General features: G+C 68.2%; 14 protein-coding genes. 10 read left to right on the top strand and 4 right to left on the bottom strand.

The features are described 5' to 3' along the window. Window positions 1–1,182: 1,182 nt before the first annotated feature. The 7 genes from ACMGEZ_RS21230 to ACMGEZ_RS21200 all read left to right on the top strand — a co-directional run bounded on the left by ACMGEZ_RS21230 (window position 1,183) and on the right by ACMGEZ_RS21200 (window position 9,506). Window positions 1,183–1,758, top strand: coding sequence for a type IV toxin-antitoxin system AbiEi family antitoxin domain-containing protein (locus tag ACMGEZ_RS21230; protein WP_436824259.1), 576 nt, complete (start codon window positions 1,183–1,185; stop codon window positions 1,756–1,758). Then, window positions 1,755–2,183, top strand: coding sequence for a nucleotidyl transferase AbiEii/AbiGii toxin family protein (locus tag ACMGEZ_RS21225; protein ID WP_436824258.1), 429 nt, complete (start codon window positions 1,755–1,757; stop codon window positions 2,181–2,183). The genes ACMGEZ_RS21230 and ACMGEZ_RS21225 overlap by 4 nt, the downstream gene beginning before the upstream one ends. Window positions 2,184–2,950: 767 nt before the next feature. Beyond that, complete coding sequence (locus tag ACMGEZ_RS21220; RefSeq protein WP_436824257.1) at window positions 2,951–4,996, top strand: S41 family peptidase; 2,046 nt, start codon at window positions 2,951–2,953, stop codon at window positions 4,994–4,996. Between the two features lie 64 nt (window positions 4,997–5,060). Next, on the top strand, window positions 5,061–6,302 hold the full coding sequence (locus ACMGEZ_RS21215) for a hypothetical protein (protein ID WP_436824256.1): 1,242 nt from the start codon (window positions 5,061–5,063) through the stop codon (window positions 6,300–6,302). Window positions 6,303–6,305: 3 nt separating this feature from the next. After that, on the top strand, window positions 6,306–7,961 hold the full coding sequence (locus tag ACMGEZ_RS21210) for an amidohydrolase family protein (protein WP_436824255.1): 1,656 nt from the start codon (window positions 6,306–6,308) through the stop codon (window positions 7,959–7,961). A 13-nt stretch (window positions 7,962–7,974) separates the two neighbouring features. Further along, on the top strand, window positions 7,975–8,838 hold the full coding sequence (locus ACMGEZ_RS21205) for a uracil-DNA glycosylase family protein (RefSeq protein WP_436824254.1): 864 nt from the start codon (window positions 7,975–7,977) through the stop codon (window positions 8,836–8,838). 287 nt (window positions 8,839–9,125) lie between these two features. Next, on the top strand, window positions 9,126–9,506 hold the full coding sequence (locus tag ACMGEZ_RS21200) for a type 2 periplasmic-binding domain-containing protein (protein WP_436824253.1): 381 nt from the start codon (window positions 9,126–9,128) through the stop codon (window positions 9,504–9,506). On the opposite strand, the gene ACMGEZ_RS21195 is transcribed toward ACMGEZ_RS21200, so the two are convergent. Continuing rightward, window positions 9,442–11,058, bottom strand: a complete 1,617-nt coding sequence (locus ACMGEZ_RS21195) for an N-acyl-D-amino-acid deacylase family protein (protein ID WP_436824252.1) — start codon at window positions 11,056–11,058, stop codon at window positions 9,442–9,444. The two genes, ACMGEZ_RS21200 and ACMGEZ_RS21195, sit on opposite strands and share 65 nt — an antisense overlap. Before the next feature lie 211 nt (window positions 11,059–11,269). Between ACMGEZ_RS21195 and ACMGEZ_RS21190 the strand changes: the two genes are divergently transcribed. The 3 genes from ACMGEZ_RS21190 to ACMGEZ_RS21180 all read left to right on the top strand — a co-directional run bounded on the left by ACMGEZ_RS21190 (window position 11,270) and on the right by ACMGEZ_RS21180 (window position 12,708). After that, window positions 11,270–11,497, top strand: coding sequence for a hypothetical protein (locus tag ACMGEZ_RS21190; RefSeq protein ID WP_436824251.1), 228 nt, complete (start codon window positions 11,270–11,272; stop codon window positions 11,495–11,497). Between the two features lie 219 nt (window positions 11,498–11,716). Further along, window positions 11,717–11,953: a hypothetical protein gene (locus ACMGEZ_RS21185; protein ID WP_436824250.1), complete on the top strand. Its 237-nt coding sequence runs from the start codon at window positions 11,717–11,719 to the stop codon at window positions 11,951–11,953. 407 nt (window positions 11,954–12,360) lie between these two features. Next, complete coding sequence (locus ACMGEZ_RS21180; RefSeq protein WP_436824249.1) at window positions 12,361–12,708, top strand: hypothetical protein; 348 nt, start codon at window positions 12,361–12,363, stop codon at window positions 12,706–12,708. Here the strand turns inward: ACMGEZ_RS21180 and ACMGEZ_RS21175 are convergent. From ACMGEZ_RS21175 to ACMGEZ_RS21165, 3 genes are all read right to left on the bottom strand, one after another. Beyond that, window positions 12,705–13,139: a hypothetical protein gene (locus tag ACMGEZ_RS21175; RefSeq protein ID WP_436824248.1), complete on the bottom strand. Its 435-nt coding sequence runs from the start codon at window positions 13,137–13,139 to the stop codon at window positions 12,705–12,707. The two genes, ACMGEZ_RS21180 and ACMGEZ_RS21175, sit on opposite strands and share 4 nt — an antisense overlap. Beyond that, a complete protein-coding gene (locus ACMGEZ_RS21170; RefSeq protein WP_436824247.1) occupies window positions 13,139–24,340 on the bottom strand; it encodes an autotransporter-associated beta strand repeat-containing protein in 11,202 nt (3,733 codons plus the stop codon). Before ACMGEZ_RS21170 ends, ACMGEZ_RS21175 begins: the two co-directional genes overlap by 1 nt. 483 nt (window positions 24,341–24,823) lie before the next feature. Beyond that, on the bottom strand, window positions 24,824–25,318 hold a 495-nt coding region (locus tag ACMGEZ_RS21165; RefSeq protein WP_436824246.1), incomplete at its 5' end, for an autotransporter outer membrane beta-barrel domain-containing protein.

Genomic DNA, 25,318 nt, shown 5'->3' with positions numbered 1-25,318 from the left:
TGTACGTTCATTCATGTGCACACCTTAGGCGAAGAGGTGTTGCACTTCAGAGTTGAGGCCGCCCTCCTACCAGACATTCAATCGCACCGCCCAGTTGCTATGTCCTCGCCTTGCTCGCTCATCGATCGAGGCCGACCCCGACGCGGCTACTGCGGGTGGGCAATGTCATTGCGATGACGCCGACCAAGATGCATGCCAGCCCGAGCCACGCGGTGGGGGCCAGCCGTTGGCCGAAGAGGGTGTAGGCATGACCGGGCCTTTCTGCGGCGTGTGCCGCGGTGGTTGAACATCTGCTTTCGGAGCCGCCTCGACGCATGAAGAGCGAGCGCAAAGGGCCGATGTCCGGGGACCGCCCGGAGGCCGCAGCCGAGCACAGCGAGGACCGGGTGAGGACGGTGGCGCAGCCCTTGCCCTGGACAGCGTCCCGGGCGAGCTATGCGTCGGTCAAGAGGCGGCTTCGAGGGCAGCTTCGCCGTGACGCGCGACGCCGGTGCAGGCCATCCATGAGCCGTCCGCGCTCTCCAACGGCCAGCAGGACGTGCCGTCCCCTGGCGCGCAAGCGCCCAAGCTCCCGGAAGAACGTTTTCCTTGAGGTAGCCAGTGGCCGCGCTGCAGAGGCCACTCCAATCAAGCCTCGAAGCCGTTCATGCGGCGCAGAAAGCAGAAAAAAAGCGCAGTCCGTGCCGCTATATCTGGCCGCGTCTGCGAGCGATGTCGCGCGGCTTCAGGCGATGACCAGCTCATCGAGCAGGCGAACGTCCAGGCGTCCGGGGTACCGCTGGTGAATCCCTTTGAACTTCCCCATAAGAAATGAAGCAGCTACGTTGCAAGTGACGAACATGAGCAACTTCCCCATTGGGTACCCGATCAACCTCCCCGGCTTTACGGATGCCATCGCCCGAAGCGCGTCCGGGCCCACATACGAGCCGCACTTGCAGTGCATGCGGACCTTAGCGCCAATGGCCAGCGGCGCAGCTCGGCGCGGTACGCGGCGATACCGGTGAAACGCAAGGTCCTGGACGCCGAGGACCCATCGTGAGCGACGACCATGAAGGTTGGCTGCGAGCAGCTGGAGTCAACGACGGGCCCGCCAGCGCTAGTTAAGAGCGTTTGGAGGGCGCGGGTGCGTCCTGAGCAGGTGCGGCATCACGACTTGGTACGACCGCCGATCTGGATGAGCTCATGCGCGACCAGGAACCGGCGTACTACCTGGCCCTTCTGAGCGCCGCACGCTTCTGGGGTTCGTCCCACTACGCTTATCAAGCCACCCAGGTCATGGTGAGCCGGCCGCGGCGCCCACTTGCAGTGGGCAAGCTGCGCGTGGAATTCGTCGTCAAGAAGGGCTTGAGCGACACCCCTGTGGTTCACGAGCGGACCAGGACGGCGCGTATGCGCATCAGCACTCGTGAAGCAACGGTGCTCGACCTCATTCGTCACCAAAACACCGTGGGAGGCCTGGAGGCCGTCGCCCGGATCGCCCACGACCTCTTGCCGAAGATGACGTCGGCAGGCGTGCTTGAAGCCGCGAGGGCCTTGAACCAAGTGCCGGCCGTCCAGCGCTTTGGATTCGTACTCGACCAGCTCGGGGGGGGCCGCCTGGCTGACACGCTCGCCAGGTGGCTGCATCAGCAACGCCGCAGTGCGCAACCCCTGGTCACGCCCAGGAATGACCAAGCCACAATGCACATGGTCGACGGCAAATGGGCCATCGAGTACACGTTGAACCAGCATGAACTGCTGACGGAGATGCGTGGATGATCAGCGCGCAGGAACTAGCGCAGTGGCGACCATTCGCTCCGTGGAGCAGTGACCTCATGGTCGAACAGGATTTCCTCATCAGCCAGGCCGTCGCGGCCATCTTCGAGGACAAGTTCTTGAAGGGCCAAGTCGCGATGCGCGGAGGCACGGTGCTTCACAAGACGCACCTCGCACCGGCGAGCAGGTATTCGGAAGATATCGACTTGGTGCTGGTGGGCGACCGTCCGTCCGGCCACATCAAGAAGGCACTCACGCGTGTTCTTCAGCCGCTTCTTGGTAGTCCGGTCGAGTCGGTAATGACGGACATCCAGTTGACTGTTCGCAACCTGGTGGCCAAGTCCAAGATCATCCGCAGCACGTACATCTACGACCCCACGAGCGATGACGCGGCGGTTGCCAGCGCTTCCCGTTGCGGCGCTCATTAGTTCGCGGCGCTACAACAAGCAAATATCCGGCGAGCCGCAAGAGCCCCGCCGGCTGCGCGTCCCCGCGGCAACCCAAGCAAGTGAGTTTCCGCTAGCTTCTTTGTGGAAAAGATCGAAGGAAGGCGCCCCCATCTGGCGTGCTGCGGTGCATCGCGCCCACGCACATCAATCGTGCGGCCCCAATGGGGAAGCGATTTGTGCATCGCACCAAAATGCAAAAGTCAAGGTCTTTGTTGTCCCCGTGAGCGGTGCATTACTCTGTGGATAACCGGCTGGGCATCTCGCCGAAGCCGCATTGCGCTTGGGTTTCATTGCGGTGCTCAGCGAACGAGCAGGCCCGAGCACGATTGCAATTTTCTGCAGGATCCCGGCGGACGAGATGACCTGCCAACACCACGCAGGCCCATCGGGGATCGACGAGTGCGGCGTGGTCGCCGGTCCCTCGGCCTGCAACATGGCGAGGAGGCCAAAGCCTCGTTGGCGACTCATCCGCGGCGGTCACTGCCCTTCAAGGTCCGCGAAGACGTCGCTCGACCCGTTTGTGTCCGCGCACTTTTGCCCACCGAACCGCATCACAAGAATTCCTGCAACTCGAGCTCGAAGCGAAGGCCCGCAAGTCGCCGCGGCAGCGATTGGGCTTCGGGCATATCCCCTTTGTCTGATGCGCCAAGTGCGACGGCGCGTCAGGATGCGCGTCGGGGAGTTTGGACTCGGTATGGGCGTCACTCGGGGGGCACAACACCCTCCGACGAACGTGAGGAGCAACCATGGTTCAGGACCGGCTGGCTGCTGCGCAGCGGGGTGTTGCGCTTGCCGAGGTCATCGAGACTGCACCCGTCGCGCGGGCAAGCGAGAAACGGGTTGCCAGCGTCGCGAAACCTGTGGGGCGCGCCGGTGCGGCGGCCGCAGCGGGCGCGAGGCGAGCGCCGACCAAGGGTGCGGCAAGCGCCTTCACCGGCCCATTCCTCTCACCATCCTCCCTGACCAAGGCCGAGCGGCTCAAGCTCGTCGACGGTATCGAACGCGTCATCGAAGGCGTGTTCGCGCACCTGCCGCTCAAGCGCGCGCGCTACGGCATCGACCCCGTGCAGCGGTTGCGCATCCTGCGCACGCAGGTCGAGCAGCTGTCGAGCTACGAGTTCCACATCGAGCTGGCCGACGTGGTGACGCGGCTGCGCGATGCGCACACGCGCTACGCCGGCCCGGCGAGCCTGTCGACCAAGGTGGCGGCCCTGCCCTTCCTGGTCGAGGTGTTCGGCCCTACCGAGGCGCCGACCTACGTCGTGACGCGCGTGGGCGCCGGCCTGGACGCGGCCTTCAAGCCGGGCGTTGTCCTGGAGTTCTGGAACGGCGTGCCGATCGACAAGGCGGTCCGCCGGCACGCCGACGAGGAAGTCGGTGGCCGGCCCGACAGCCAGCGCGCATGGTCGGTCCTGACCCTGACCTTGCGTTCGCTGCAGTACGGGCCTCCGCCCGACGAATACTGGGTCGTGATCGGCTACCGCAGCACCGCGGCCGACGGCACGCCCTCCGGCCCGTCCCGGGAAATCAAGATACCGTGGCGGGTCGTCGACCCCGGCGAGATCGACGAGATGCAGACCGGCGGCCAGACCGGGAGCGCCGCCGAGCGCCTGCGGCGCACGCGGGCGGTCGATCCGGCCGCCGAAATCACGCGCCGCGCCAAGATGCTGCTCTTCGCGCCCGGCGCGCTGATCGGCGAGCAGGCCGATGCGCGGACTACACCAAAAACACCCTCCGGTCGCAAGGTCCCCAAAGCCAAGGTCATCGAGACCGAACTCACGGGCACGCTCAAGGCGCAATCGCTCGCCGCGCCCGGCGGCGCGATCGGCTACCTGCGCATCTACGGCTTCGACGTCCCGCCAGAGGACTTCATTCCCGAGCTGCAGCGTCTCATCCCCCTGTTGCCCGATAACGGACTCGTCATCGACGTGCGCGGCAACCCGGGCGGCTACATCCTTGCGGCGGAAACGGCCTTGCAGCTGTTCACGCCCAAGCCGATCCAGCCGACGCGCTTCTCGCTCTTGAGCACCACCCTGACGCGCACGCTTGCCGCATTGCCTGAGATGGCGGTAGAGCTCGGGCCGTGGAAGGACTCGCTCGAGGCGGCGGTGCGCAACGGCGAGCTCTATTCCCAGCCGCTGCCCATCACGAGCTTCGCCGAGTGCAACGCGATCGGCCAGCAGTACGGCGGCCCGGTCGTCCTGGTCGCGGACTCGACCACCTATTCCTCGGGCGATCTCTTCAGCGCCGGGTTCGTGGACAACGGCATCGGCCCCTTCGTCTGTGTCGGCGCGGCCACCGGCGCCGGCGGCGCGAACGTCTGGGACTACGAGGACCTGCGGCCGCTGATGGCAGGCACCCCCTTCGAGCTGCCGCCGCTGCCCGATGGCATCGGCATGTCCTTCGCGTTCCGTCGCGCGACCCGCGCCGGCGGCTCGGAGGGGCTGCCGATCGAGGACGTCGGCATTGGCGGAATGCCCTACGTGATGACCCGAGACGACCTGCTGGCCGGCAACCCCGACCTGCTGGCCCATTGCTTCGAGCTCCTGCGGCAGCAGCGCCGCAGCAGTCTGGCTGCCGATGCGAGCGACACCGCACGCGAGATCACCGTGCGCCACGCCGGCCTGACCCGGCTCGACGTGCTCTTCGACGGACACCCGGGCAGCAGCGTGCGCCTGCGCGCGCGCACGCCGGTGGTCGTGCCGTACCCGGCGGACACCCAAGTGATCGAACTGTTCGGCTTCGATGGCGAGCAATTGCTGCAAAAGCGCCGCGTGGATGCACGCCGCTGACATGACTGAGACCAACGACCCTGGGCCGCGACGAACAGCCACCAACAACGATTCAGGAGCCCCCATGACTTCTCGCCTCTCCTGGGCCGCCCTCCTCGCGGCCCCGTCCTTTCTCTTTCTCTTCTTCTGTGCTTCTGCATCAGCCCAGTTCCCTGACGCCCGCGACACGCCACCGGCCGGCTGGACCGGCCCGGTCTTCAAGCTCAGGCAGGACTATCCGCAGACACTGCCTTCCGTCGGCGCGCGCCCTTGGATGAGCTTCGACTTCCGCACCCAGCCCAATGAGTACATCAAGGCGGTGCTGGACTATGCGCTGGCGGGCAACAAGGAGGTCGACTTCGTGGTGCAGAACAACACGACGCGCGGCTGGTACCACGCGCCGTGGATGCACGTCGGCGCGGCCGGCCGCGAGTTCGTGCGCGGCCTCACCCGCGAGCGCGCATCGCGTCCGGGCGAGCTGGCGCCCACGCAAACGGGCACCTTCGAGAACTGGGCCGTGAGCGTCTACAACCCGCGCGGCGGCTACACGCTCGGGCGCGTGTGGAAGGACCCGGACGCGCCGAACCCGAGTCTCGCGAGGTTCCCGGTTGGCGCCGTCAGCATCAAGCTGATCTTCACCGAGGCCCCGGTGAGCCAGGTGCCCTACCTCGCAGGCTCGCTCGAATGGCAGGCCGACATCAACCGCAGCCGCAACACCAGCCCGCGTCCGACGCTGCGCCTGCTGCAGGTCGACGTGGCGGTGCGCGACAGCCGCGCGGCATCGACCACCGGCTGGGTCTTCGGCACCTTCGTCTACGACGGCAACGCCCCGGGCGCCACCCCATGGGACCGGCTGGTGCCGGTCGGCCTCATGTGGGGCAACGACCCCACACGGGTGGGCACGACGCAGCCGCTGCAGCAGACCAAGATCAACGCAGGACTGCAGATCCCCCAGCACCTGGGCTTCGAGAAGCGGCTCAACGGGCCGGTCGACAACCCGCGCTCATCGTGCCTGTCCTGCCATTCGACCGCACAGATCCAGACCGACCTCTCGCGCCCGGCACGGGGCGCGATTCCGCCGGCCAACGCGTCTGCGGCGACGCTGCGCCTGTACTTTCGCAACATCAAGGCGGGCACGCCCTTCGATTCGAACGCGCTCGCGCTGGACTACTCGCTGCAGCTGCAAAACGGCATCGCCAACTGGGCGCAGACCGACGGCCCATCCTCAGGTCCGCAGGGCCGCACCAGCGCCACCATCGGCGCAGGGCCCCGGCGGCTCGACCGATCCCGGGGCATCAACATCCGCCCCGTGGGCAGGGACGGGTGACCCGTGGCCACCCGCAAGCCCATCGATCCGGCAGACAGCCCGAAGCTCGTGCTCCAGGGCCGCGTCGTCACGATGAACGGCGCCTTCAAGGTGATCGCCGACGGCCGCGTCTACACGCACAACGGCGACATCGTCGCCGTGCAGGAAGCAGCGGCGCCCGCGCCCCCCGGCTTCGGCAGCACCGCCGTGACGGACACCGGCGGCACCCTTTTTCCCGGTCTGATGGATCTGCACAACCACCTGCCCTACAACGTGCTGCCGCTGTGGCAGGTGCCCAGGAAGTTCAGCAACCGGGGCCAGTGGGGTCGCCACGCCGAGTACCACAGCAAGATCTCCGCGCCGATGCAGACGCTCGCGGCCACGCCCGAGCTGCTGGCCTCCATCTGCCGCTACGTCGAGGCCAAGGCGTTGATCGGCGGCACCACCACCGGCCAGGGCATCACGCTGGCGAACCAGTCGGGCATCCGCCGCTACTTCCGCGGCGTGGTGCGCAACGTCGAGGCCACCGACGACGAAGCCTCGCTGCCCGCGGCCTCGACGCGGGTGCCCGACGTCGCAGCCAAGGACGCGCAGGCCTTCCTCACCCGGCTGAAGAAGGAGAAGACCTGCTACCTGCTGCACCTGAGCGAAGGCACCGACGCGACCGCGCGCCGCGCCTTCCAGGCACTGCAGATCGGCGGCGCCAGCTGGGCGATCACGCCATCGCTCTGCGGCATCCACGCCGCCGCGCTGCAGGCGCCGGACTTCCAGGTGCTGGCTGCCAATGGCGGCAGCATGGTGTGGTCGCCCTTCAGCAACCTGCTGCTGTACGGCGGCACCGCCGACGTCGGCGCGGCGAAGGCGGCCGGCGTGCCGATCTCGCTCGGCTGCGACTGGGCGCCCTCGGGCAGCCGCAACCTGCTCAACGAGCTCAAGGTCGCACAGCTGTTCAGCGAGGGCCAGGGCGGCATCTTCACGGCGCGCGAGCTGGTCGCGATGGTCACCCGGGAGCCGGCCGGGCTGCTCGGATGGGAGCGCCTGGCAGGCACCCTCGAGGCCGGCAAGCGCGCCGACCTGATCGTGGTCGAGGGCAGCTCGGGCGACCCGTATCAGCAACTCATCCGCGCCAAGGAATCGGACCTCGCGCTGGTGATGATCAATGGCGTGGGCCGCTTCGGCGACGCGGCACTGATGCGCACGCTGGGCTTTGCCGGCGAGGCGCTCAGGGTGGGCGGGGCCAGCCGCATGCTCTTCCTCGCGCACCCGACCGAGGATCCGCTCACGCAGAAGCTCTCGCTCTCGGCTGCAGCCGATCGTCTGACGCGTGCGCTGCGCGGCCTGCCCTCGCTCGCGCGAAAGGCCGAGCGGCCGCGGCCGATCTCGCCCCTGGCCCTGGCGCGCGGCAGCGCCAACACCTGGCGGCTCGCGCTCGACGAGATCCTCGACACCGGCGTGGACATGCGCGCCAACCTGCCGGTGAGGCTGCCGGGCGGTCGCACCTTGCGGGCAGCGGCGATGCGCCCGGTGTTCGCGCAGACGCAGAAGCTCTCGGCCGCCGTCATGCCGCTGGTCATCGACGCGCTGAGCGTGGTCGACGATGCGGGCTACCTGGACGCCCTGGACCTGCAGAAGAACGTCCCCGACTCGATCAAGGAGGGCCTGCGCGATCTCTGGTCGTGAGCGCCGCCCAACCATGGCCCTCCTGCGCGACGCATTGAACGACTTCGCTATCGACTGGCGCCGCGACCTCACGCCCGCCTGGCGCACGGCGCTCGCAGGCGCCAGCCCCGACCCGCTCGCCGTCGGCGACACCCTCACCTACGACGACTCGCAGCCCATCTACCCCGCGCGGCGCGGCAAGCCCCTGCCCGAAGCGCGAGCCGATGCCCACGTGTTCCGCGCCTTCGACGGCCTCGCGCCCTCGAAGGTGTGTTGCGTGCTGATCGGCCAGGACCCCTACCCGGCGCTGCGCCGCGCGACCGGCCGCTCCTTCGAGCAGGGCGACACGGACACCTGGAACCTGCCGGCGGCGTCGGTCGCCAACAGCTTGCGCGTGCTGCTGCGCATGCTGGTGGCGGCGCGCACCCAGGACCCGACGGTGCTGAACATGAGCTGGGCCGCGTTCGCGCGCCACATCGGGACACCCGGTGTGGCGCTCGAGGCGCCGCGCGCCCTTTTCGACAGGCTGCAGCAGACCGAGGGCGTGCTCTTCCTCAATGCCGGGCTCACCCTCACGCGCTACAAGTCCGGCGGCGCTCCGGAACAGTTGCGCGGCCACATCCCCTTCTGGCGCCCGGTGGTCGGCCAGGTGCTGAGGTCGATGGCGGTGCGACGGCGCGGACAGGTGGTCTTCCTCTGCCTCGGCGCACTTGCGCAGAAGCTGCTCGTCAACGAAGGCGTGAGGCTGGCCGCCACCGAGGCGGGAACCTGGGGCACGCGCGCTGGCGAGGTCGCGCTGCCGCATCCCGTGGCACCCGGCTTCATCAATGGGCCGAACCCCTTCGAAGCGGTCAACGCCAAGCTCCTGTCCTTCAAGGCGGCGCCGATCACCTGGTAACCGCGAGGCCGAGCGCGAGCTCTCGAGGTTCACGGGCGCCCGGCATATCGACAGGTCGCGAACGGCAAATGGAGCGTTCGGTCGCATGAACGGCGAACGGACCAAAGCCCTGCCGTGGTTCAATCCCTTTCAGCGGCGACACCAGGTGAGTTGCCGCGGCAAAAATGTTTGCGTAAACATACGAAAAACGAGCATATTCGCAAACGTTTTTGAACGACCAGGCCGCGTATCCGGCGACCGTGCCCCCGACACAACCTTTTCCCGCTGAGAAGGAACGAAGCGCGCAGGTGCTGTGCACTCTGCAGTCTCATGCTCGCTACCTGTTCCGTGAAGACGGGTTCGCACGCCACTCGATCGATCAGCGAGCGCGCGGCTTCAGCCCCTTCTTCGCGAGCCTCTGGTACTGGTCGCGCCGCTGGCCAGCGGCTGCGCATGGACAAGCCGGTCAGCGCCCCCGCGTGGTCGCGCGCCACACGCTGGTCATGACGAACCGGCCCAACATCGTCCGACTCACGCTCGACGAGGCGCTACACCGCGTGGGCCAGAGCGCGCAGGTGGGCTTCGAGAGCAGCTCGCAGGCCATCCGCACGTTGGCCGCCTGTTTCAGGCCGGGCAGCTTCCCTCGCGCGGCGTGCGCAGCAGTGGCCGGCCGGCGGCGCGGCCAGTGACTTCGCCGCCGTCCACCGCCAGCTCGCCGTTCACCAGCACCGTCGTAACGCCCTGCGACAGCAGCGTAGGCTGCGCGTAGGTGGCGCGCGCCGCGTAGCGCGCCGGATCGAACACCGCCACATCGGCGTGGTAGCCGCTGCGCAGGTAGCCGCGCTTGGTCAGTCCCAGGGTGTCGGCCACTTGGCCGGTGCTGGCGCGCACGAAGCGGCCGAGCGAGATCACGTTTTCCTTCACCACATACTGGTCGTACTTGCGCGCGAAAGTGCCGTAGGCGCGCGGATGGCCTTCCGACGAATCGGAGGAGGTCATCACCCACGGCCGCTTCATGAAGTTGCGCACGTCGTCGTCGGTCTGGTTGAAGGAGGCGATCGCCAAGTCGGCCTCGCGCAGCACCGCGATGGCCGCGTCCACCGGATCGCCGCCCTGCGCCACCTCGGCCAGCGTGCGCCCGATGTATTTGGTGTTCGCGCCGGCCGAGAACAGGACCGCCTCCGGCCCGCCGCGCAGGCGTAGGTTCTCGCGCATGTCTTTGCGCAGACGCTCCTGCAGCGAGGCGTCGTCGAATCGCTTGAGCATCGCGGCGCGGCCGCCGTCCAACGCCCAGCCAGGCACCAGCGCAGCGGAGAAGCGGGTGCTCGATGCAGTCCACGGGTACTGGTCGGCGGTGATCGCAAGGCCGCGCTTCTGCTCGGCCTCGATGCGCCGGATAATGTCGCCGCTTTGGCCATGCACTGCCACGCCTAGCGCCTTGATGTGGGCGACGTGCACCGGCAGCTTAGCTTCGTGCCCGATGCGGATCACCTCGTCGATCGAGCCCTTGAGGCCGATGTTGTACATGGACTCGTCGCGGATGTGGCTGTCGTACAGGCCGCCGTGGCGCGCCGCGACCTTGGCCAGCTCTATCACCTCCTCGGTGCGCGCGAAACTCTGCGGTGCATAGAAGAGCCCGGTTGACAGGCCGAGCGCGCCTTCGCACATCGCGCGCGAAACCTGGGCGCGCATGGCGTCCAGCTGCTCGGACGTCGGCGCGCGGTTGGCCTCGCCAAGCTGGCCGGCGCGCACCGGGCCGAAGCCGACGTAGATCGCGGTGTTGGTGCCGGCGCCGTTATCCCTCAGTCGCTGCGCCTGCGCCGCGATGTCGGCGCCGCCGAAGCCGTCGCTGCCGATCACTGCGGTGGTCACGCCCTGGGTGAGGAAGGGCACGTTGAGCCGGCGGCGCGCGTCGGCATGGAACAGGTCGCGGTCGGCATGGGTGTGCGGATCGATAAAGCCCGGCGCCACCACCTGGCCGCGCGCATCGATGCGCCGCTTGGCCACGAAGCGATGCGGCGCAGCCCGGCCGACGAAGACAATGCGGTCGCCAGCAATGCCGACGTCGCCCACCTGCGGCGGCGCGTCCTCGCCCGTGAAGATGGTGCCGCCTTCAATGATTAGATCGAGCGCGACAGGTTCGTCGACGGCGCGCGCCGACACGCCGAAGGCCAGGGGCAGCAGCGCCGCCAGCACGGCGACGCTGCGACGGAGCGGGAAGCGGAAGATGGCGACGGGCATGGCGGTGGGGTGCGCGTTGCAAGTGGGAAAGCGTCCAAGTCTAGAGGCGCCTCCGCGCGCACGGCCATTACAATTGGACCACCGGCCATGCCCTGAGGGCATGGTCAGCACAGGCCCTCAAGCCACCATGCCGTCGCCGCTGCGATGCCCCTCGCGCTGCGGGTCGGTGCCGCCGGTGAGCCAGGACCGGCCGCCGATCTGTACGCGCACGATGGTGCTGATGGCGTGCGCCAGCTCTCCTTGCAGACGACACCATCCTCGACGAAATGATCTGCTGGTCTCCGTCGTCGGGCTGGTCGTGGGCTTTCCGCTCATCTCGATCTGGACGCTGTTCGGCGTGGCGATCGGGCGGTTCCTGAGTTCGCCGCGCCACCTCAAGGCCTTCAACGGCGCGATGGCGCTGTCGCTCGTCGTGCTGGCCGTCAGCCTGGCCGTCTGAGTTTCGCATTCCCGCGAGGGAATCCGCGCGTGCCGGTTTGTCGTTTGCGCGCACGCCGCGCTTTGGCATTCAATGTCGTTGTGACACGCGCAACCGTCAACTACCTCAAGCCGATGGACGGCACACCGTCCAACTACATGTACGAGCCGCCTGCCGGCGAGCCCTGGGAGAACTGCGAGTACGAGGCGCGGCTCGTGTATTCTCGTTGCCTTCAGAGCAGTGTCTGCACTCATCATGGGCGCCGCGCAAGCCGAGCTCGCTGGACCGCTTATGCTACGTGCCGGCGAGTCCATCAGAGAGACGATTGCTCGATTTCAAGCGCTCCCTCCGGACCGTTTTGCGCATCTGATTGAAATCGCCACGGCTGCTTCGACCAGTGATGCTGAGACCGAGTTTCGCGCGGACCTGGCCATCCTCGTTGATGGGTTGCGCAATGAAATTGAGTCAGGCCGCTGAGCGGGTCTCTGACCCCGCTCTCTTTATAGTGGGCGAAGGTGATTGCGAGGCCCCCAGATAGGCGCATACGGAAAACCCGAAGCAACTTCAGCCGAATCTGCTTGCAGCCCCCAACTGAACTTTTGGTCAGGGTCCTTGCGGTAGTAGCGCCAGCTCAACAGGCAGGGCTGCTACCCGCCGCTTCGTGGCCCTATAGAAGCCTTGCCCCATCCGTCCTTACTCGCTGCGATGCAGCACTTGGATTGGAGCCGCTGGCGCGGCGTGGAGGTCCGTCATGTGTCGGCAGACGAGGTTCAGGCCTCGAAGTTGAACTCGCGTTTTTCGAAACAAGCCAATAGGACACCACCCGTAGCGCAGCCTTGAGGCGGCGCGACGCATGGAGGAGCAGCGTCGCGAACGAGCGCTCCTTGCGCGTTACCCGCATCCGGCCGCACACGAGCGCGAGCGCGCCGAGGCTCTCGCATCGTCTCGCATCGCTCGATGCCGTTCTGAGGGTCGCCCGCCAGCATTTTCAGGATCTGGTGCGTGATCGCGGCAAGATCGAGGACGAGCTGGGGTTCTACAAGGGCAACCTATCCCGTGCGCCGGAGGCCCTGCGCCTCCGGATGGAGGACAACCGGCGCCGCCTTGAAGCACAAGGCCGCTTCATCGCAGCACAGGAGAGCGAGAAGGACCGCCTGCGCGCGCGCTTCGAGGACGAGCGCTCCCGGTTGATGCCGCTATGGAGCGCTGCTGCAGCGCGCTCGCAGACCTAGTCTTCCCGGGCCTGAGTCGATGGCGTGATGCCATCAGGCGGGCTGCTCTCGAGTGCCGAAAAGTACTTGAGCATTCGTGCTCTGCACGCACTCTTACGCCCATTCTCGAGCGCCGAGATCACGATCCATTTCGCCGGATCCTGCTGAAGAGCTTCGGCCAGCGCACCAGCGAGCATTGGCGCGAGCCGGCCTCTGTTGCGGGACGTACGCAGTGCCTCTGTCGACAATTCGAGCCTGTGCGCCCAACCGACCAAAGTATCGGTTTCGAGCGCCAGGTTCAAGAGGTCCATCGTCGAGGGTGCCTGACGCGAGTTCTTTCGCGTCCTTGCCGAAGCTCCTTTGCCAGCGCGGCCACGGACGCTGCCTTTTGCCACGCGGCCGGCCTTCACGGCCTTCTGACCGCTGCGGTTTTGCTGCTTGCCGGTCATCATCAGAACGTCCAGTTCAAGTTGACCTTGAACCCATGATCCTTCAGCCCGTCGCCGAACTGGCCCGAGTACGAAGCACCCAGGCTCAGGTTCGGCCGCAGCTGCGTCTCCACGCCCGCTTCGAGCACCGCCACGTTCTTCGCCAGCGGCACGCCCGCGAGCGTGAAGGGCAGGCTGCCGCCGAAGGCATGCGTGCTGGTGGGCGTGGTGTCGCCGAAGGCATGGCGCCAGCCCAGCAGGCCGCGCACGCGCGTGCGCTCGCCCAGCTGCGTGCTCGCACGCACGCCCAGCGTGGAGAAGGTCGCATCGACGCTGCCGCCATCGCCGTACAGCGCCGCCAGGCCTCCGCGCTCGAAGAAGGCATCGCTCTTCACCCGCACATGGGCCAGCCCCGCGAAGGGCTCCAGCGCCACGGTGCCGGCGTCGATGCGGTGGCCCACCTCGCCGAAGAGCTGGCTGGTGGTGCTGTCGTACTGGGCCGAGACGCTGTCGGCGAAGCCGGCGAAGGCCACCGAGCGGCTGGTGTCCAGCTTGTTCCAGCTCTGGCTGGCACCCAGGCGCAGTGCCGTGGCGCCCCACTGCGTGGCGCCGTAGACGCCCAGGTGGTAGCTGTCGGTCTTGGCGCTGCTGTTGCGCGCCTCGGTGTCGGCGCTGGCGCGGCTGTAGCCGGCCAGGCCGCCCACGCGCCAGCCGGCGCCCACGCCGGTGTCGGCACCGACGACGAAGCCGCCGATGTCGCGCTCGAGCTTGGCCGCGTTGCCGTTGCCGTCGATGTGACCCCAGGAGCCGAAGACCTGGCCCCAGGTGGTGCGGGCCTGGTTGTCGGCAGGGGTGCAGCCGTCACGTTCGCTTCGCTGCTGGGGCGGCTGAGCCGGCTGCTGGGGCGCGCTGCCCGGCGCGTTGCCCGGCGCGCAGGTGGCCGTGCGCAGCCGGTCGATGGCGGCCTCGCGCACGAAGCGGCTGTCTTCCAATGCAGCGGTCTTGCTGGAGGCGTGAATGTCCACCGACAGCTGGTTCAATGCATCGCGCGCAGCGAAGTCGCTGGGCAGGAATGCCACCGCATTGGACAGCGCGTTGTCCCGCGGCAGGCTGTCCAGCGCCGTGGCCACCGCCACCTGGTTGGGCGTGGCCGCCACGTCCGTGAAGCTGCGCACCTTGTCGGCACTCAGGTAGACGTTGTTGGCGTCGTAGCTGTCGCGCAGCTGGACGAAGGCCGTGCGGGTGTCGCCCTCGAGGCTGTAGGCGCCGCTCACGCCGCCGTCGGCGGTGAGCACGGTGTAGCGGTTGCCCACCACGAAGCTGCTGCCGTCGATGCGCACGACGTTGAGCCTCGCCCCGCTCGCGATGCCGGCGGTGCCGCTCGCATGGATGAGGTCGGAGGCACTGGACGCGGGGTCGACTTCGACCTCGTAGGTGGAGCCGGCCGCTTGCGTGAAGTTGCCGTTGACCGTCAGCGTGCCGATCGAGTTGCCCGGGGCGACGGTGCCCGCCACCGTCAGGCTGCCGACACTGCCCGAGCCCTGCAGGCGGCCCGCCGCGAGCACGCTGGCGCTGCCGCCGAGCACGCCGTTCACGGCGAGCGTGCCGGCTTCGACGGTCGTGGTGCCGCTGAAGGCCGCGCTGTTGCCGCTGAGCCTGGTCAGGCCCGTGCCGGCCTGGCGGATGGCGCCGGTGCCCGAGATCGCGCCATCGAAGTCCAGGCGGTCGCCGCGGTCGAAGGCGAGCGTGCCGTTGTTCGTCACATCGCCCGTGATCGAACCCAAGGTGCCGCCATTGCCGAGTCGCAGCGTGCCCGCGGAGATCGTCGTGCCGCCGGTGTAGGTGTTGCTGCCGGTCAGCACCAGCGTGCCCAGGTCGGTCTTGGTCAATGGACCCGTGCCGGCAAGCACCGCGTCGATGGTGGCGGTCATGGCGGCGCCGGCGGCGCTGCCATCGCCCACGCGAAGGGTGGGCGCGCTGCCCGTCAGCGCGAGCGTGCCGCCGTTGACCCGATAGCCGTCGACCGCGAACTGCAGGCCCGATGCCTCGACCTGGCCGTTGCCGTTGTCGATGGTCACGGTGCCCGGCGTGCCGGCCATGACAGCGAATGCACCGTTGGTGTACGGCGCATTCACCGCGCCGCTGGCCTCGGTCCACCGGTCGTTGTCGGCCAGGCGCCAGGTGCCGTTGCCGCCGTCGACCGTGCCGTTGCCCTGGGTGCCCGGGCCATCCCAGAAGTTCAGCGTGAGCCCGGTGGTGTTCACCAGGTTCACCTGGCGCGCGATCGAGGTCTGCACGAACAGGTCGCCCGCGGGCACGGTGCCGAGCGCGAGACCGTTGTCGGTCAGTGCGCCGTCGTAGCTGAAGACGCGATACACGCCCGGCCCGAAGCTGCCGCCCGGCGCGGTGCTGACGTTGAGCGTCCCGCCCAGGGTGAGGTCGCCGTGCACCACCGTGAGATCGTTGAGGGCCCCTCCGGCGGTGCCTGCCTGGCCGAAGCGGTAGTTGAGCGTCGCGCCGCTGTCCAGAGACAGATTGCCATTGACGGTCAGCGTGCCGGCGGAACCCGTATCACCGGGGCGTAGCGTGGCGCCGCCCGCGATGATCACGTCGCCACCAACGGTGCCTGTGCCACCCAGCGCGGCGCCACCCTGGACGGTGGTGAGCCCGGTCGCGCCGGATTGATCGCCGTTGACGAGCAAGGTGCCTGCCTGCACGTTCGTGGTGCCGACGTACGTGTTGGTGCCGGTGAGCACCGTGGTGCCGGCACCCGCCTGGGTGACGCTGCCGCTGCCGGAGATGGCGCCGCTGAAGTCCACGCGGTCCGAGCGGTTGAAGGCGAGCGTGCCGTGGTTGGTCACGTCGCCGACGATGGAGCCGCCGGCGCCGCCGTCGCCCAGCTGCAGGGTGCCTGCCGTGATGGTGGTGCCGCCGCCGTAGGTGTTGGCGCCGGTCAGCACCAGCGTGCCGAGGTCCGCCTTCTGCACGCCGCCCGTGCCGCTCAATGCCGAGGCGATCGTCGCGGTCATGGCCGCGCCGTCGGCGGTGCCGTCACCCACGCGCAGGATGTTGGGCGCGCCGGCCAGCGTGATGGGGCCGCCCTCGATCCTGTAGCCGTCCGCGGCGAACTGCATGCCGCCGTTCCTGACCGCGCCGAGGCTGTTGTCGACCGTGACCGTTCCCGGCGCGGCGGCGAAGATGGCGAAGCTGGCGTCCTGGAAGGGCGCGTTGACGCCGCCGTCGCCGAGCGTCCAGTTGCCATTGCCGCTGGCGTTCTGCCACAGGCCGCTGCCGCCCTGGATGACGCCGTCGTTCTGGTTGCCCGGACCATCCCAGAAGTTCACCGGCAAGCCGGCTGCGTTCACCAGGTTCACCTGGTTGTTCACCGAGGTCTGCACATAGAAGGTGGGCGAGGGCATGGTGCCGGCGACAAGGCCGTTGTTGGTCAGGGTGCCGCCGTAGCTGATGACGCGATAGATGCCGGGGTCGAAGGTGGCGCCCGGCGTGGTCGTGACGTTCAGGGTGCCGCCCAGCGTGAGGTCGCCCGCCACCTTGGTCAGGTCGTTGTAGGCGCCGCCGATCACGTTGGCCTGGCCGAAGTTGTAGCTCAGCGTGGAGGCATTGCCCAGCGCCAGGTCGCCGTTGACGGTCAGCGTGCCCGGCACGCTGCCGAGATTGCCGGGGCTGAGCGTGGAGCCGTCGGCGACCGACACGTCGCCGCCGAGGGTGCCGACGCCGCCCAGCGTGGCGCCGGCCGCCACCGAGGTGCCGCCGGTGGCGCCGGCCTGGTTGCCGTTGACGATGAGGGTGCCGGCATCGACGGCGGTGTTGCCGGCATAGCTGTTGTCGCCGCTCAGCACGGTGATGCCGGTGCCTTGCTGCGTGACGGCACCGCTGCCGGAGATGGTGCCGCCGAAGCTGTACGCGTTGGAGCGGTCGAAGGCGAGCGTGCCGTTGTTGGCGACGTTGCCCGCGATGGCACCCGTGGTGCCACCGTTGCCCAGTTGCAGCGTGCCCCCCGAGATCGTGGTGCCGCCGGCGTGGCTGCTGTCCGCGGCGAGCACCAGGGTGCCGGCATCGGTCTTGGTCAGCGCGCCGGCGCCGCCGATCGCACCCGTGAGCGTGAGGTCGCCGGTGGTCTGGAAGGTGCCGCCGCCTGCAGCGAGCGTGACCGCCCGTGCAGACGTGAAGGCGGCGGTGCTCTGCAGGGTGCCGCCATCGAGCGAGAGGGCGCCGCTCGCGTTGCCGAGGCTGGCATCGCCGGAGACCGCCACGGTGCCGCCGTTGATGAAGGTGCCGCCCAGGTACGTGTTGCTGCCGGCGAGCGTGAGGGTGTTGCCGCCGGTCTTGGTCAACGACCCCGTGCCGCCGACGGTGCCGGACAGCGTGAGGTTCGCCTGCGTCTCGACGGTGCCGCCGCTCGCGCCGAGGGTGACGGCGCGCGCGGAGGTGAAGGCCGCCGTGTTGCGCAGCGCGCCGCCATCCAGCGTGAGCCCGCCGCCGGCATCGCCCAGGTTGGCATCGCTGGCCACCTGCAGGGTGCCGCCATCGACGGTGGTGCCGCCGGTGTAGGTGTTGGTGCCGTTGAGCACCAGCGTGCCGAGGTCGGATTTCTGCAAGCCGCCGGTGCCGACGAGGGTGGCGTCGATGGTGGCGGTCATGCCGGCGCCGGCGCCGGTGCCGTCGCCCACGCGGATGACGGAGGGCGCGCCGGTGAGCGTGAGGGGGCCGCCAGCGAGGGTGTAGCCGCTCACGGTGAACTGCATGCCCGAGGCGCGCACGGCGCCCAGGCTGTTGTCGACGCTGACGGTGCCGGCGGTGCCGCTGAAGATGGCGAAGGCGCCATCGGCATAGGTGGCGTTGATGCTGGCGGTCTGGTCGGTCCAATTGTCGGCGCCGGTGGCGTTTTGCCACAGGCCGTTGCCGCCCTGGATGGTGCCGTCGTTCTGGTTGCCGGGACCGTCCCAGAAGTTCAGCGTGACGCCGGTGCTGTTGAGCAGGTTGACCTGGTTGGCGACCGAGGTCTGCACGGCGTACGTGCCGGCCGGTGCACTGCCGATGGTCAAGCCGTTGTTGGTGAGGGCGCCGCCGTAGTTGATGACGCGGTACACGCCCGGCGTGAAGCTGCCGCCGGAGCTCGGGTTGACGTTGAGGGTGCCGCCCAGCGTCAGGTTGCCCGCCACCGTGGTGAGGTCGTTGAGTGGCCCGCCCGGCACGTTGGCCTGCCCGAACTGGTAGTTGAGCGCCGAGCCGGCGTTCAGGGTGAGATTGCCGTTGATGGTCAATGCGCCCACCACGCCGCTGTTGCCCGGGCTCAGGGCAGCGCCGCTGGTCACGGTCACGTCGCCGGCCACCGTGCCGGTGCCGCCGAGGGTGGCCGCGCTCTGTACCGTGGTGGGCCCACCGGTGCCGGCCTGGTTGCCGTTGACCAGCAGCGTGCCGGCCTGGACGGTGGTACCCGCAGCATAGGCTTGCGCGCCGGTGAGGGTGAGGGTGCCGCTGCCCTGCTTGAGCAGGGTCTCGAAGCCGGCGGTGCTGGTGCCGTCGAGCGTGCGGGCGACGGTGTTGGTCACCTGCAGCGTGTCGCCGGCGGCGGTTTCAATGCCGGCGCCGCCGTTGACGGTGCCGGTGATGGTGCCGCCGTCGTTGAGCGCCAGCGTGTCGTTGCCGGCGCCCAGGCCGAGGGTGCCGGCGCCGGTGTCGAGGGTGCCGTTCAGGTTGAGCGTGTCGGTGCCGGCGCCCAGGTCGCCGTTGGCGCGCAGGGTGCCGCCGGCGTTGACGTTGAGGGTGCTGGCTCCGGCATCCCCGGTGAGCGTCGAGGGCGTTGCGCCGGCCGCCTGCACGGTGCCGTTCACGGTGAGGGCGGACGTGCCGGTCATCGAAATGCCGGCCGTGGCCAGCGCGCCGTTCACCTGCAGCGTGCCGGCGCTGATCGCGGTGGTGCCGCCGACCGCATTGCCGGCGGCCGTCAGCACGGTGGTGCCGGTGCCGATCTGCGCCAGGTTGCCGGCACCGCTGATGGTGCCGGTGAAGTTGAAGGTGTCGCTGCGGTTGAGCGACAGGGTCGATGTCGAATTGACGACGAACACGTTCCCGGCACCGGCATTGCCGGTGGTCCCGCCATTGCCGATCGTCAGGTTGCCGTCGTTGATGACGGTGTTGCCGGTGAAGGTGTTGTTGCCGGTGAGGATCCAGTTGCCCGGTCCGTTCTTGGCCAGCGTTGTCGTGCCACCCGGGCCGTCGACGATGGTGCCGCCCATCGTGTTGGCGTCGCTGTTGGTGCCGCCGAGCGCCAGCGTTCGGGCGCCGCTGCCGGTATAGGCGGCCGATCCGGTATTGCTGAACACGACCGCGCCGGTGCCCGACGCCTCGATGATGCTGTTGCCGGTGGACAGCGTGAACAGGCGGTTGGTGGTGTCGCCGCTGCCGGTATAGCGCAGGGTCGAACCGCTGCCGATCACCAGGCTGGTCGCTGCACCGGAAGACTGGCCGATGCTGCTGGCCGTGCCGCCATCGCTGAGCTTGTCGACCCCGAGCACGCCGCCACTGATGGTGGTGACGCCGGTGTAGGTGCTGTTCGAATTGTTGAGGATCCAGGTGCCGGTGCCGGTCTTGTTCAGCGAGGTGGTGCCGGTGCCGTTGTCGGTGATCAGCGCGGCCAGGCTGTTGTTGTCGGTGTTCACGCCGGCCAGTGTCAACAGGCTGGCGGTATTGGGATTTACGAAGGCGATGGCGCCGGGGTTCGTGAAGCTCACCGGACCGCTGCCCGAGGCGGAGAGCGTGCCCGTGGCACCGAGCGTGAAAAGCCGATCGGTGCTCGTTGCCGCACCGGTGTACTGCAAGGTGCCGCCATTCAAAACCAGATTGCTCGCGGCCGCGCCCGAGGCGCCGATGGAACTGTTGGCGCCGCCGTCGCGGAGGCAGTCGGCGTAGATATAGCCCGCGTTGATGACCGTGCTGCCCGTATAGCTGCTGTTGCAGCCCGACAGCACCTGAGCGGCGCCACTGCCCCCCGACTTGACCAGGCCGCCCGTGCCGCTGATCGCGCCGGAGTAAGTCCCGTTGCTGCCGTTGGTGATCGTCAGCGTCGCCGAACCCAGGGTGATGTTGCCGCCGAGCGCGCCGCCCCCTTGGAGATCGAGGACCGAGTTGTTGTTGTTGGCCAGATCGAGCGTGGCGCCGGCCACGTTCTGCATGAAAACGCCGCCCGTTCCGAAGGCGCTGGTGGAGCCCGCACGCAGGATGCCGCTGTCGACAACGGTGCCTCCGGAGTTATTGTTCGTGCCTGACAGCACCAGGACGCCGGCCCCCGCCTTCCTGAGCCGGCCCCCGCCGGTGACCTGCCCGCTCATGCCCAGCGTCGTCGTCGGTGAGGCGACGAGGATATACCCGTCCCCCCCCCACATGGTTGCGCCGCGGTCGATGCTGACGCTGCCGCCCGTGTAGTTCAGCTCAGCACCCGCACCGATGGTCAGATTGGAAGCAGCCGCGGTCGAAGCGCCGATGGAGCTTGCCTCGCCACCGTTCGCCAGGCAGTCGACCAACAACCGCCCGCCCAGCAGCTGGGTAGCGCCCGTGTAGGTGTTGTTGCAGCCACTGAGGGCCTGCGTGAGCCCGCCGGTGCGGGTGATCCCGCCCGTCCCCGTAATCGTGCCGGTGAAGAATGGGACAGTCGTACCGCTGTTGAGCGTCAGGGTTGCAGAGCCCAGGTCCACCGTGCCTGCGCCCGTCAGATACCCGACGCTGTTGTTGAGATTCGCGAGCTGCACGGTCGCGCCGGCGTTCACCGCCATGGGACCCGTCCCGAACGCACTGGTGGAGCCTGCGCGCAACACGCCTGCATTGACCGAGGTGCCACCGGCGTAAGTGTTGTTCCCCGAGAGCACCAAGGTGCCTGGGCCGTTCTTGCTCAGCGTGCCGGCGCCTGCGACAGTGCCACTGACCGTGAGCGTGCTCGCGCCCTGGGTCACGTCGACCGCGCCGCCGCCGGTGCCGAGCGTGAAACCGCGATCGGTGCTCGCCGTGGCGCCGGTGTATTCCAGTTCCCCACCGCTTTGGAGCACCAGGTTGGCGGAGGCGCTGCTGGACGCGCCAATGGTGCTTGCCGCGCCGCCGTTGCCGAGCGTGCCGACGGCCAGCGTGCCGGCGCTGACCGTGGTGGCACCGATATAGTTGTTGCTGGCATTGCCCAGCGTCAGCGTGCCCGCGCCGGTCTTGATGAAGCCTGCGTCGTCCGGGCTGGTGACCACTCCATTGAAGGCCAGGTTGGCGGCGCCGTTGGTCACCTCGATGGTCCGCGACGGGCCACCGTTGACCAGCGTGAAGCCGCGGTCGGTGCTGGCGCTGCCACCGGTGTAGCTCAGCGTGCCACTCTCGACCATCAGGTTGGACGAGGCGGCCGACGACGCGCCGATGCTGCTTGCCGTGCCGGCATTGGCGACGGAGTTGATGGACAGCGTGCCGCCGCTCAGCGTCGTGGCGCCGGTATAGGTGTTGGCGCCGGTCAGCGTAACCTGCGCGGTGCCGCCCTTGCTGAAGCCGATGGCGCCGGTGTTGTCGACGATGGTCGAGGCGATGGTGAAGTTGCTGCCCGCGCCGCCGTTCTGCAGCACACCCAGGGTGCCGCCGCCGGAGAGACCGGTAAGGTTGCCGCCCTGGAGGGTCTTGGCGGTGTTGCCCACCGAGCTCGTCACGATGATGGTGCCGTCGATGCCCAGGGTCTCGCCGGGGCTCACGTTCACGGTGGAACTGGCCGCCGCGGTGTATTGCAGGCCGCCCAGCTGCCTGGTGCCCGTGACCGTGCCGAAGAAGGGCGTGTTGACCGCACCGCCTGCGTCGCTGATGAACTCGTTGTTCAGCCAGGTGGAGGCATCGTCCTTGTTCGTGTAGTCGGCGGCGGTGAAGGCGACAATGCTGCCGCCTTGTACTTTTGCGTAGTCGCTGCCGTTGACCGTGGCCCAGCCGCCGAGCGTGCCATCGGCGTTTGCGGTGGTGATGATGCCGCTGGTGGAGGTGCCGAAATCGATCAGGCCGCCGCTGCGGGTGATGCCCCCCAGGTTGACCGTGACGGTGCCGCCCGCGCCAGGCGCCGTGCTGATCCGGTTGCTGCCGGCGGTCACGTTCAAGCCGTTGAAGGTCTGCGTGTTGCCCTCGCCCGCGGCGCCCGTCACCGTCAGCGTGCCGCCGCCCATGTTCAGTGTCGAGGCACCGGAAATGATGTTGCTGGTCGGCCCCCCCGCGCCGGCGAAGTCGAGCGCCAGCGTGCCTGTGCCAATGTTGGTCGCGCCGGTATAGGTGTTGGCGCCGGTCAGGGTCTGCGTGCCGAGGCCGAGCTTGGTCAGGCTGCCGCTGCCCGTGATGCTGCCTGCGTAGCTGGCGCTGCCCGATGCCGCGTTCAGCGTCAGGTTGGCGCTGCCGAGGTCCACGGTGCCGCCGGTGCCCGACAACGATGTCGCGGTCATGGCGAAGTCGTTGAGGTCTAGCGTGCCGCCGTTGACGACCACCGAGTTGGGTACGCCGAAGGCCTGGCTGCTGCCGGCTTGCAAGGTGCCCGATGTGACGGTTGTGGTCCCGTCATACGTGTTGGCCCCACTGAGCAGCCAGGCACTGCCTGCCCCGCCGTTCATGACGAGATTGCCGGGGCCGGAAATCACGCCGGAGGCCGTGTTGGTGCCCGCGAAGCTGCCGCCAAGCGTAAGTGCATCGGCCGGCGCGGCGGCATTGAACGCGACCGCTCCGCTGAGGTTGAGCGCGCCCGTGCCGTCGTTGAGGACGCTGCTGCCGCCGTTGATCAAAAGCCCGCGATTGCTGCTGCTTCCGGCGCCGACATAGGACAGCACGCCGCTGTCGAGCGAGATGGTCCCGGAGCCGGCACCCGTGCCCAGCGAACTGATGGAGCCCTGGTCAGCGAGGGAGTTGGCTCTCACGGTGACGCTCTGGATCGTGACGCCACCGCCAAAAGTGTTGGCCCCGGTCAATGCAATGCTGCGGTTTGTCCCGCCGCCGGTGAATGCAAACGGTCGACTTGCAAGGTTGCTGCTGATGACGCCCGACAGCGCCAAATCGGCGGTCTGCGCGTCCAAGAAGACGGATCCTGAAGACCCTCCCGCCCCGGTGATGTCTCCGGTGACCGTCAGCGTGCCGGTTCCCTGATTGCTCAGAATCGAGGAGAAGTTGAAGGGAGCCATGTTCCAGCTGCGGTTCGAGGTATCTCCGCTGCCCAGATAGATGGCGAAGGCGTCGCGGACGAACACAGCGCCGTCGGCCACCGTGGTCGGTGCTCCCAGGGCGCTCGCCTGGCCCAGATTGCGGATCGACGTGAAGGACAGGCTGGAACCATAGGTGGCTACCGGCCCGGTGAAATTGTTGGTGTTGTCGCTCAGCGTCGTGTTCCCGGCCAGGGAAAAGCCGCCGGCCCCGGTGATGTGCGCCGAGCCAACGCCCCCGCCAATGCCGGAGGAGCCGGAGAGCAGCGTGACAACGCGGCCAGCGCTCAGCGCGCCGGTGCTGACCAGCGTCGTGCCTGCCGACAAGGCGATGCCATTGCTCGCGGCGCCGAGCGACGAATCGCCGGCGACGTTCAGAGTGCCCGCGGTGACGTTGAGGCCGCCGCTGAAGGTGTTGACGCCGTTGAGGGCCAGAGTGCCAGTGCCGGCTTTGGTCAGCCCTGCATTGCCAGCAAGAATCGAGTTGATGGTGGTGATGCCATCGGTGGCGATGGTCGGTGCCGCGCCGGCGAGAGTCAAGGTGCTTCCGGTGAGCGTGTAGGTGGTGCCGGCACCAAAGATGAGGTTGTGCGCGGTCATCGGCGCGCCCAGCGTTACCGTGCCTGAGAGGCCGCCGAAGATGGCGTTGTCGCCTCCGGGCGCGGCATTGTTCCAGGGATTGATGAAGGGCCCGCTGACGCCGTCGCTGCTGTCGCTCCAGAAACCGGGCGCCGTATTCCAGGTACCTGTGCCGCCCAAGCCGGCGCCCGAGCCGTTGACGTCCCAGTACCGGTCCGCCGCCTCCACCGGTGCGTACAAGGCAAGCAACGTCGCCAGCGCGACCAGCCGCAAGGCCCAGGGACCGCGCGCGCCCGCGGCAGGGAACAACCGCTCCGTCGCATCCGCCGGACGGGGCCGCTTGTCGGCTCCGCCGCTCTTGCCATGCTGCGTGGCCAATTCCGAGGCCACCACCCACGTGCCAAGCGTCTTGGACCAGATAGTGCAGAACACGTGGTTCATTCGATTTTTTCCTTCAGACCAACTAAAAAAATGATGTGCGCGCCTGTGGAAGAGACGACTTCCGGGATTGCCCCGGAAAGTCCGTCGGGTTCGCCGAAGCCTGCTGCCGCCCCTTCAAGATCCCTGCCCGGCTATCGCGGGGTGGTCGAGGTGCAGCCACCGATAGTGGTGAGGCGGAGTTCCCCAACTTGAGCGCTCTGGTTGGGTGGCTTCGTCGGTGGGAATTGCAATGCGGCACCGCTCAAACTTGTCGTCTCGTCACAGGTGGTTACCTAGCAATGATGAACCCCGCCTCGCAATCCACACGACTCGTTCGTAAGCAGTAAATATTCAAGCCGTCCAAAAAAGCCGGGCCTGTGTTGCACCGCCACGACATCCCGGTGGGACCTGTGAACTATCGACCTGTGTTGAGCCCAGGAGCGCAGCCTCTAGGGTCCGAGGAAAGCCACGTAGCACGCGAGGTGCCGAGCAGCCCGGTGTTTATCAGAACGTCCAGTTCAAGTTGACCTTGAACCCATGGTCCTGCAGCCCGTCGCCGAACTGGCGGGAGTACGAAGCACCCAGGCTCAGGTTGCGCCGCAGCTGCGTCTCCACGCCCGCTTCGAGCACCGCCACGTTCTTCGCCAGCGGCACGCCCGCGAGTGTGAAGGGCAGGCTGCCGCCGAAGGCATGCGTGCTGGTGGGCGCGGTGTCGCCGAAGGCATGGCGCCAGCCCAGCAGGCCGCGCACGCGGGTGCGCTCGCCCAGCTGCGTGCTCGCACGCACCCCCAGCGTGGAGAAGGTCGCATCGACGCTGCCGCCATCGCCGTACAGCGCCGCCAGGCCGCCGCGCTCGAAGAAGGCATCGCTCTTCACCCGCACATGGGCCAGCCCTGCGAAGGGCTCCAGCGCCACGGCGCCGGCGTCGATGCGGTGGCCCACCTCGCCGAAGAGCTGGCTGGTGGTGCTGTCGTACCGGGCCGAGACGCTGTCGGCGAA

This window comes from Variovorax stachyos (genome assembly GCF_051400855.1).
Lineage (GTDB): Bacteria > Pseudomonadota > Gammaproteobacteria > Burkholderiales > Burkholderiaceae_C > Variovorax.
Note: the sequence above shows the minus strand (reverse complement) of the source record. Positions and strands in the feature narration are given on the sequence as shown.

What these genes read in the sequence shown, in the direction of transcription:
- ACMGEZ_RS21195 (WP_436824252.1), bottom strand. Translation starts at nt 11,058, where the DNA reads ATGCCCGTCGCCATCTTCCGCTTCCCGCTCCGTCGCAGCGTCGCCGTG.
- ACMGEZ_RS21230 (WP_436824259.1), top strand. Translation starts at nt 1,183, where the DNA reads ATGCGCGACCAGGAACCGGCGTACTACCTGGCCCTTCTGAGCGCCGCA.
- ACMGEZ_RS21175 (WP_436824248.1), bottom strand. Translation starts at nt 13,139, where the DNA reads ATGATGACCGGCAAGCAGCAAAACCGCAGCGGTCAGAAGGCCGTGAAG.
- ACMGEZ_RS21170 (WP_436824247.1), bottom strand. Translation starts at nt 24,340, where the DNA reads ATGAACCACGTGTTCTGCACTATCTGGTCCAAGACGCTTGGCACGTGG.
- ACMGEZ_RS21205 (WP_436824254.1), top strand. Translation starts at nt 7,975, where the DNA reads ATGGCCCTCCTGCGCGACGCATTGAACGACTTCGCTATCGACTGGCGC.
- ACMGEZ_RS21190 (WP_436824251.1), top strand. Translation starts at nt 11,270, where the DNA reads ATGGTGCTGATGGCGTGCGCCAGCTCTCCTTGCAGACGACACCATCCT.
- ACMGEZ_RS21220 (WP_436824257.1), top strand. Translation starts at nt 2,951, where the DNA reads ATGGTTCAGGACCGGCTGGCTGCTGCGCAGCGGGGTGTTGCGCTTGCC.
- ACMGEZ_RS21215 (WP_436824256.1), top strand. Translation starts at nt 5,061, where the DNA reads ATGACTTCTCGCCTCTCCTGGGCCGCCCTCCTCGCGGCCCCGTCCTTT.
- ACMGEZ_RS21225 (WP_436824258.1), top strand. Translation starts at nt 1,755, where the DNA reads ATGATCAGCGCGCAGGAACTAGCGCAGTGGCGACCATTCGCTCCGTGG.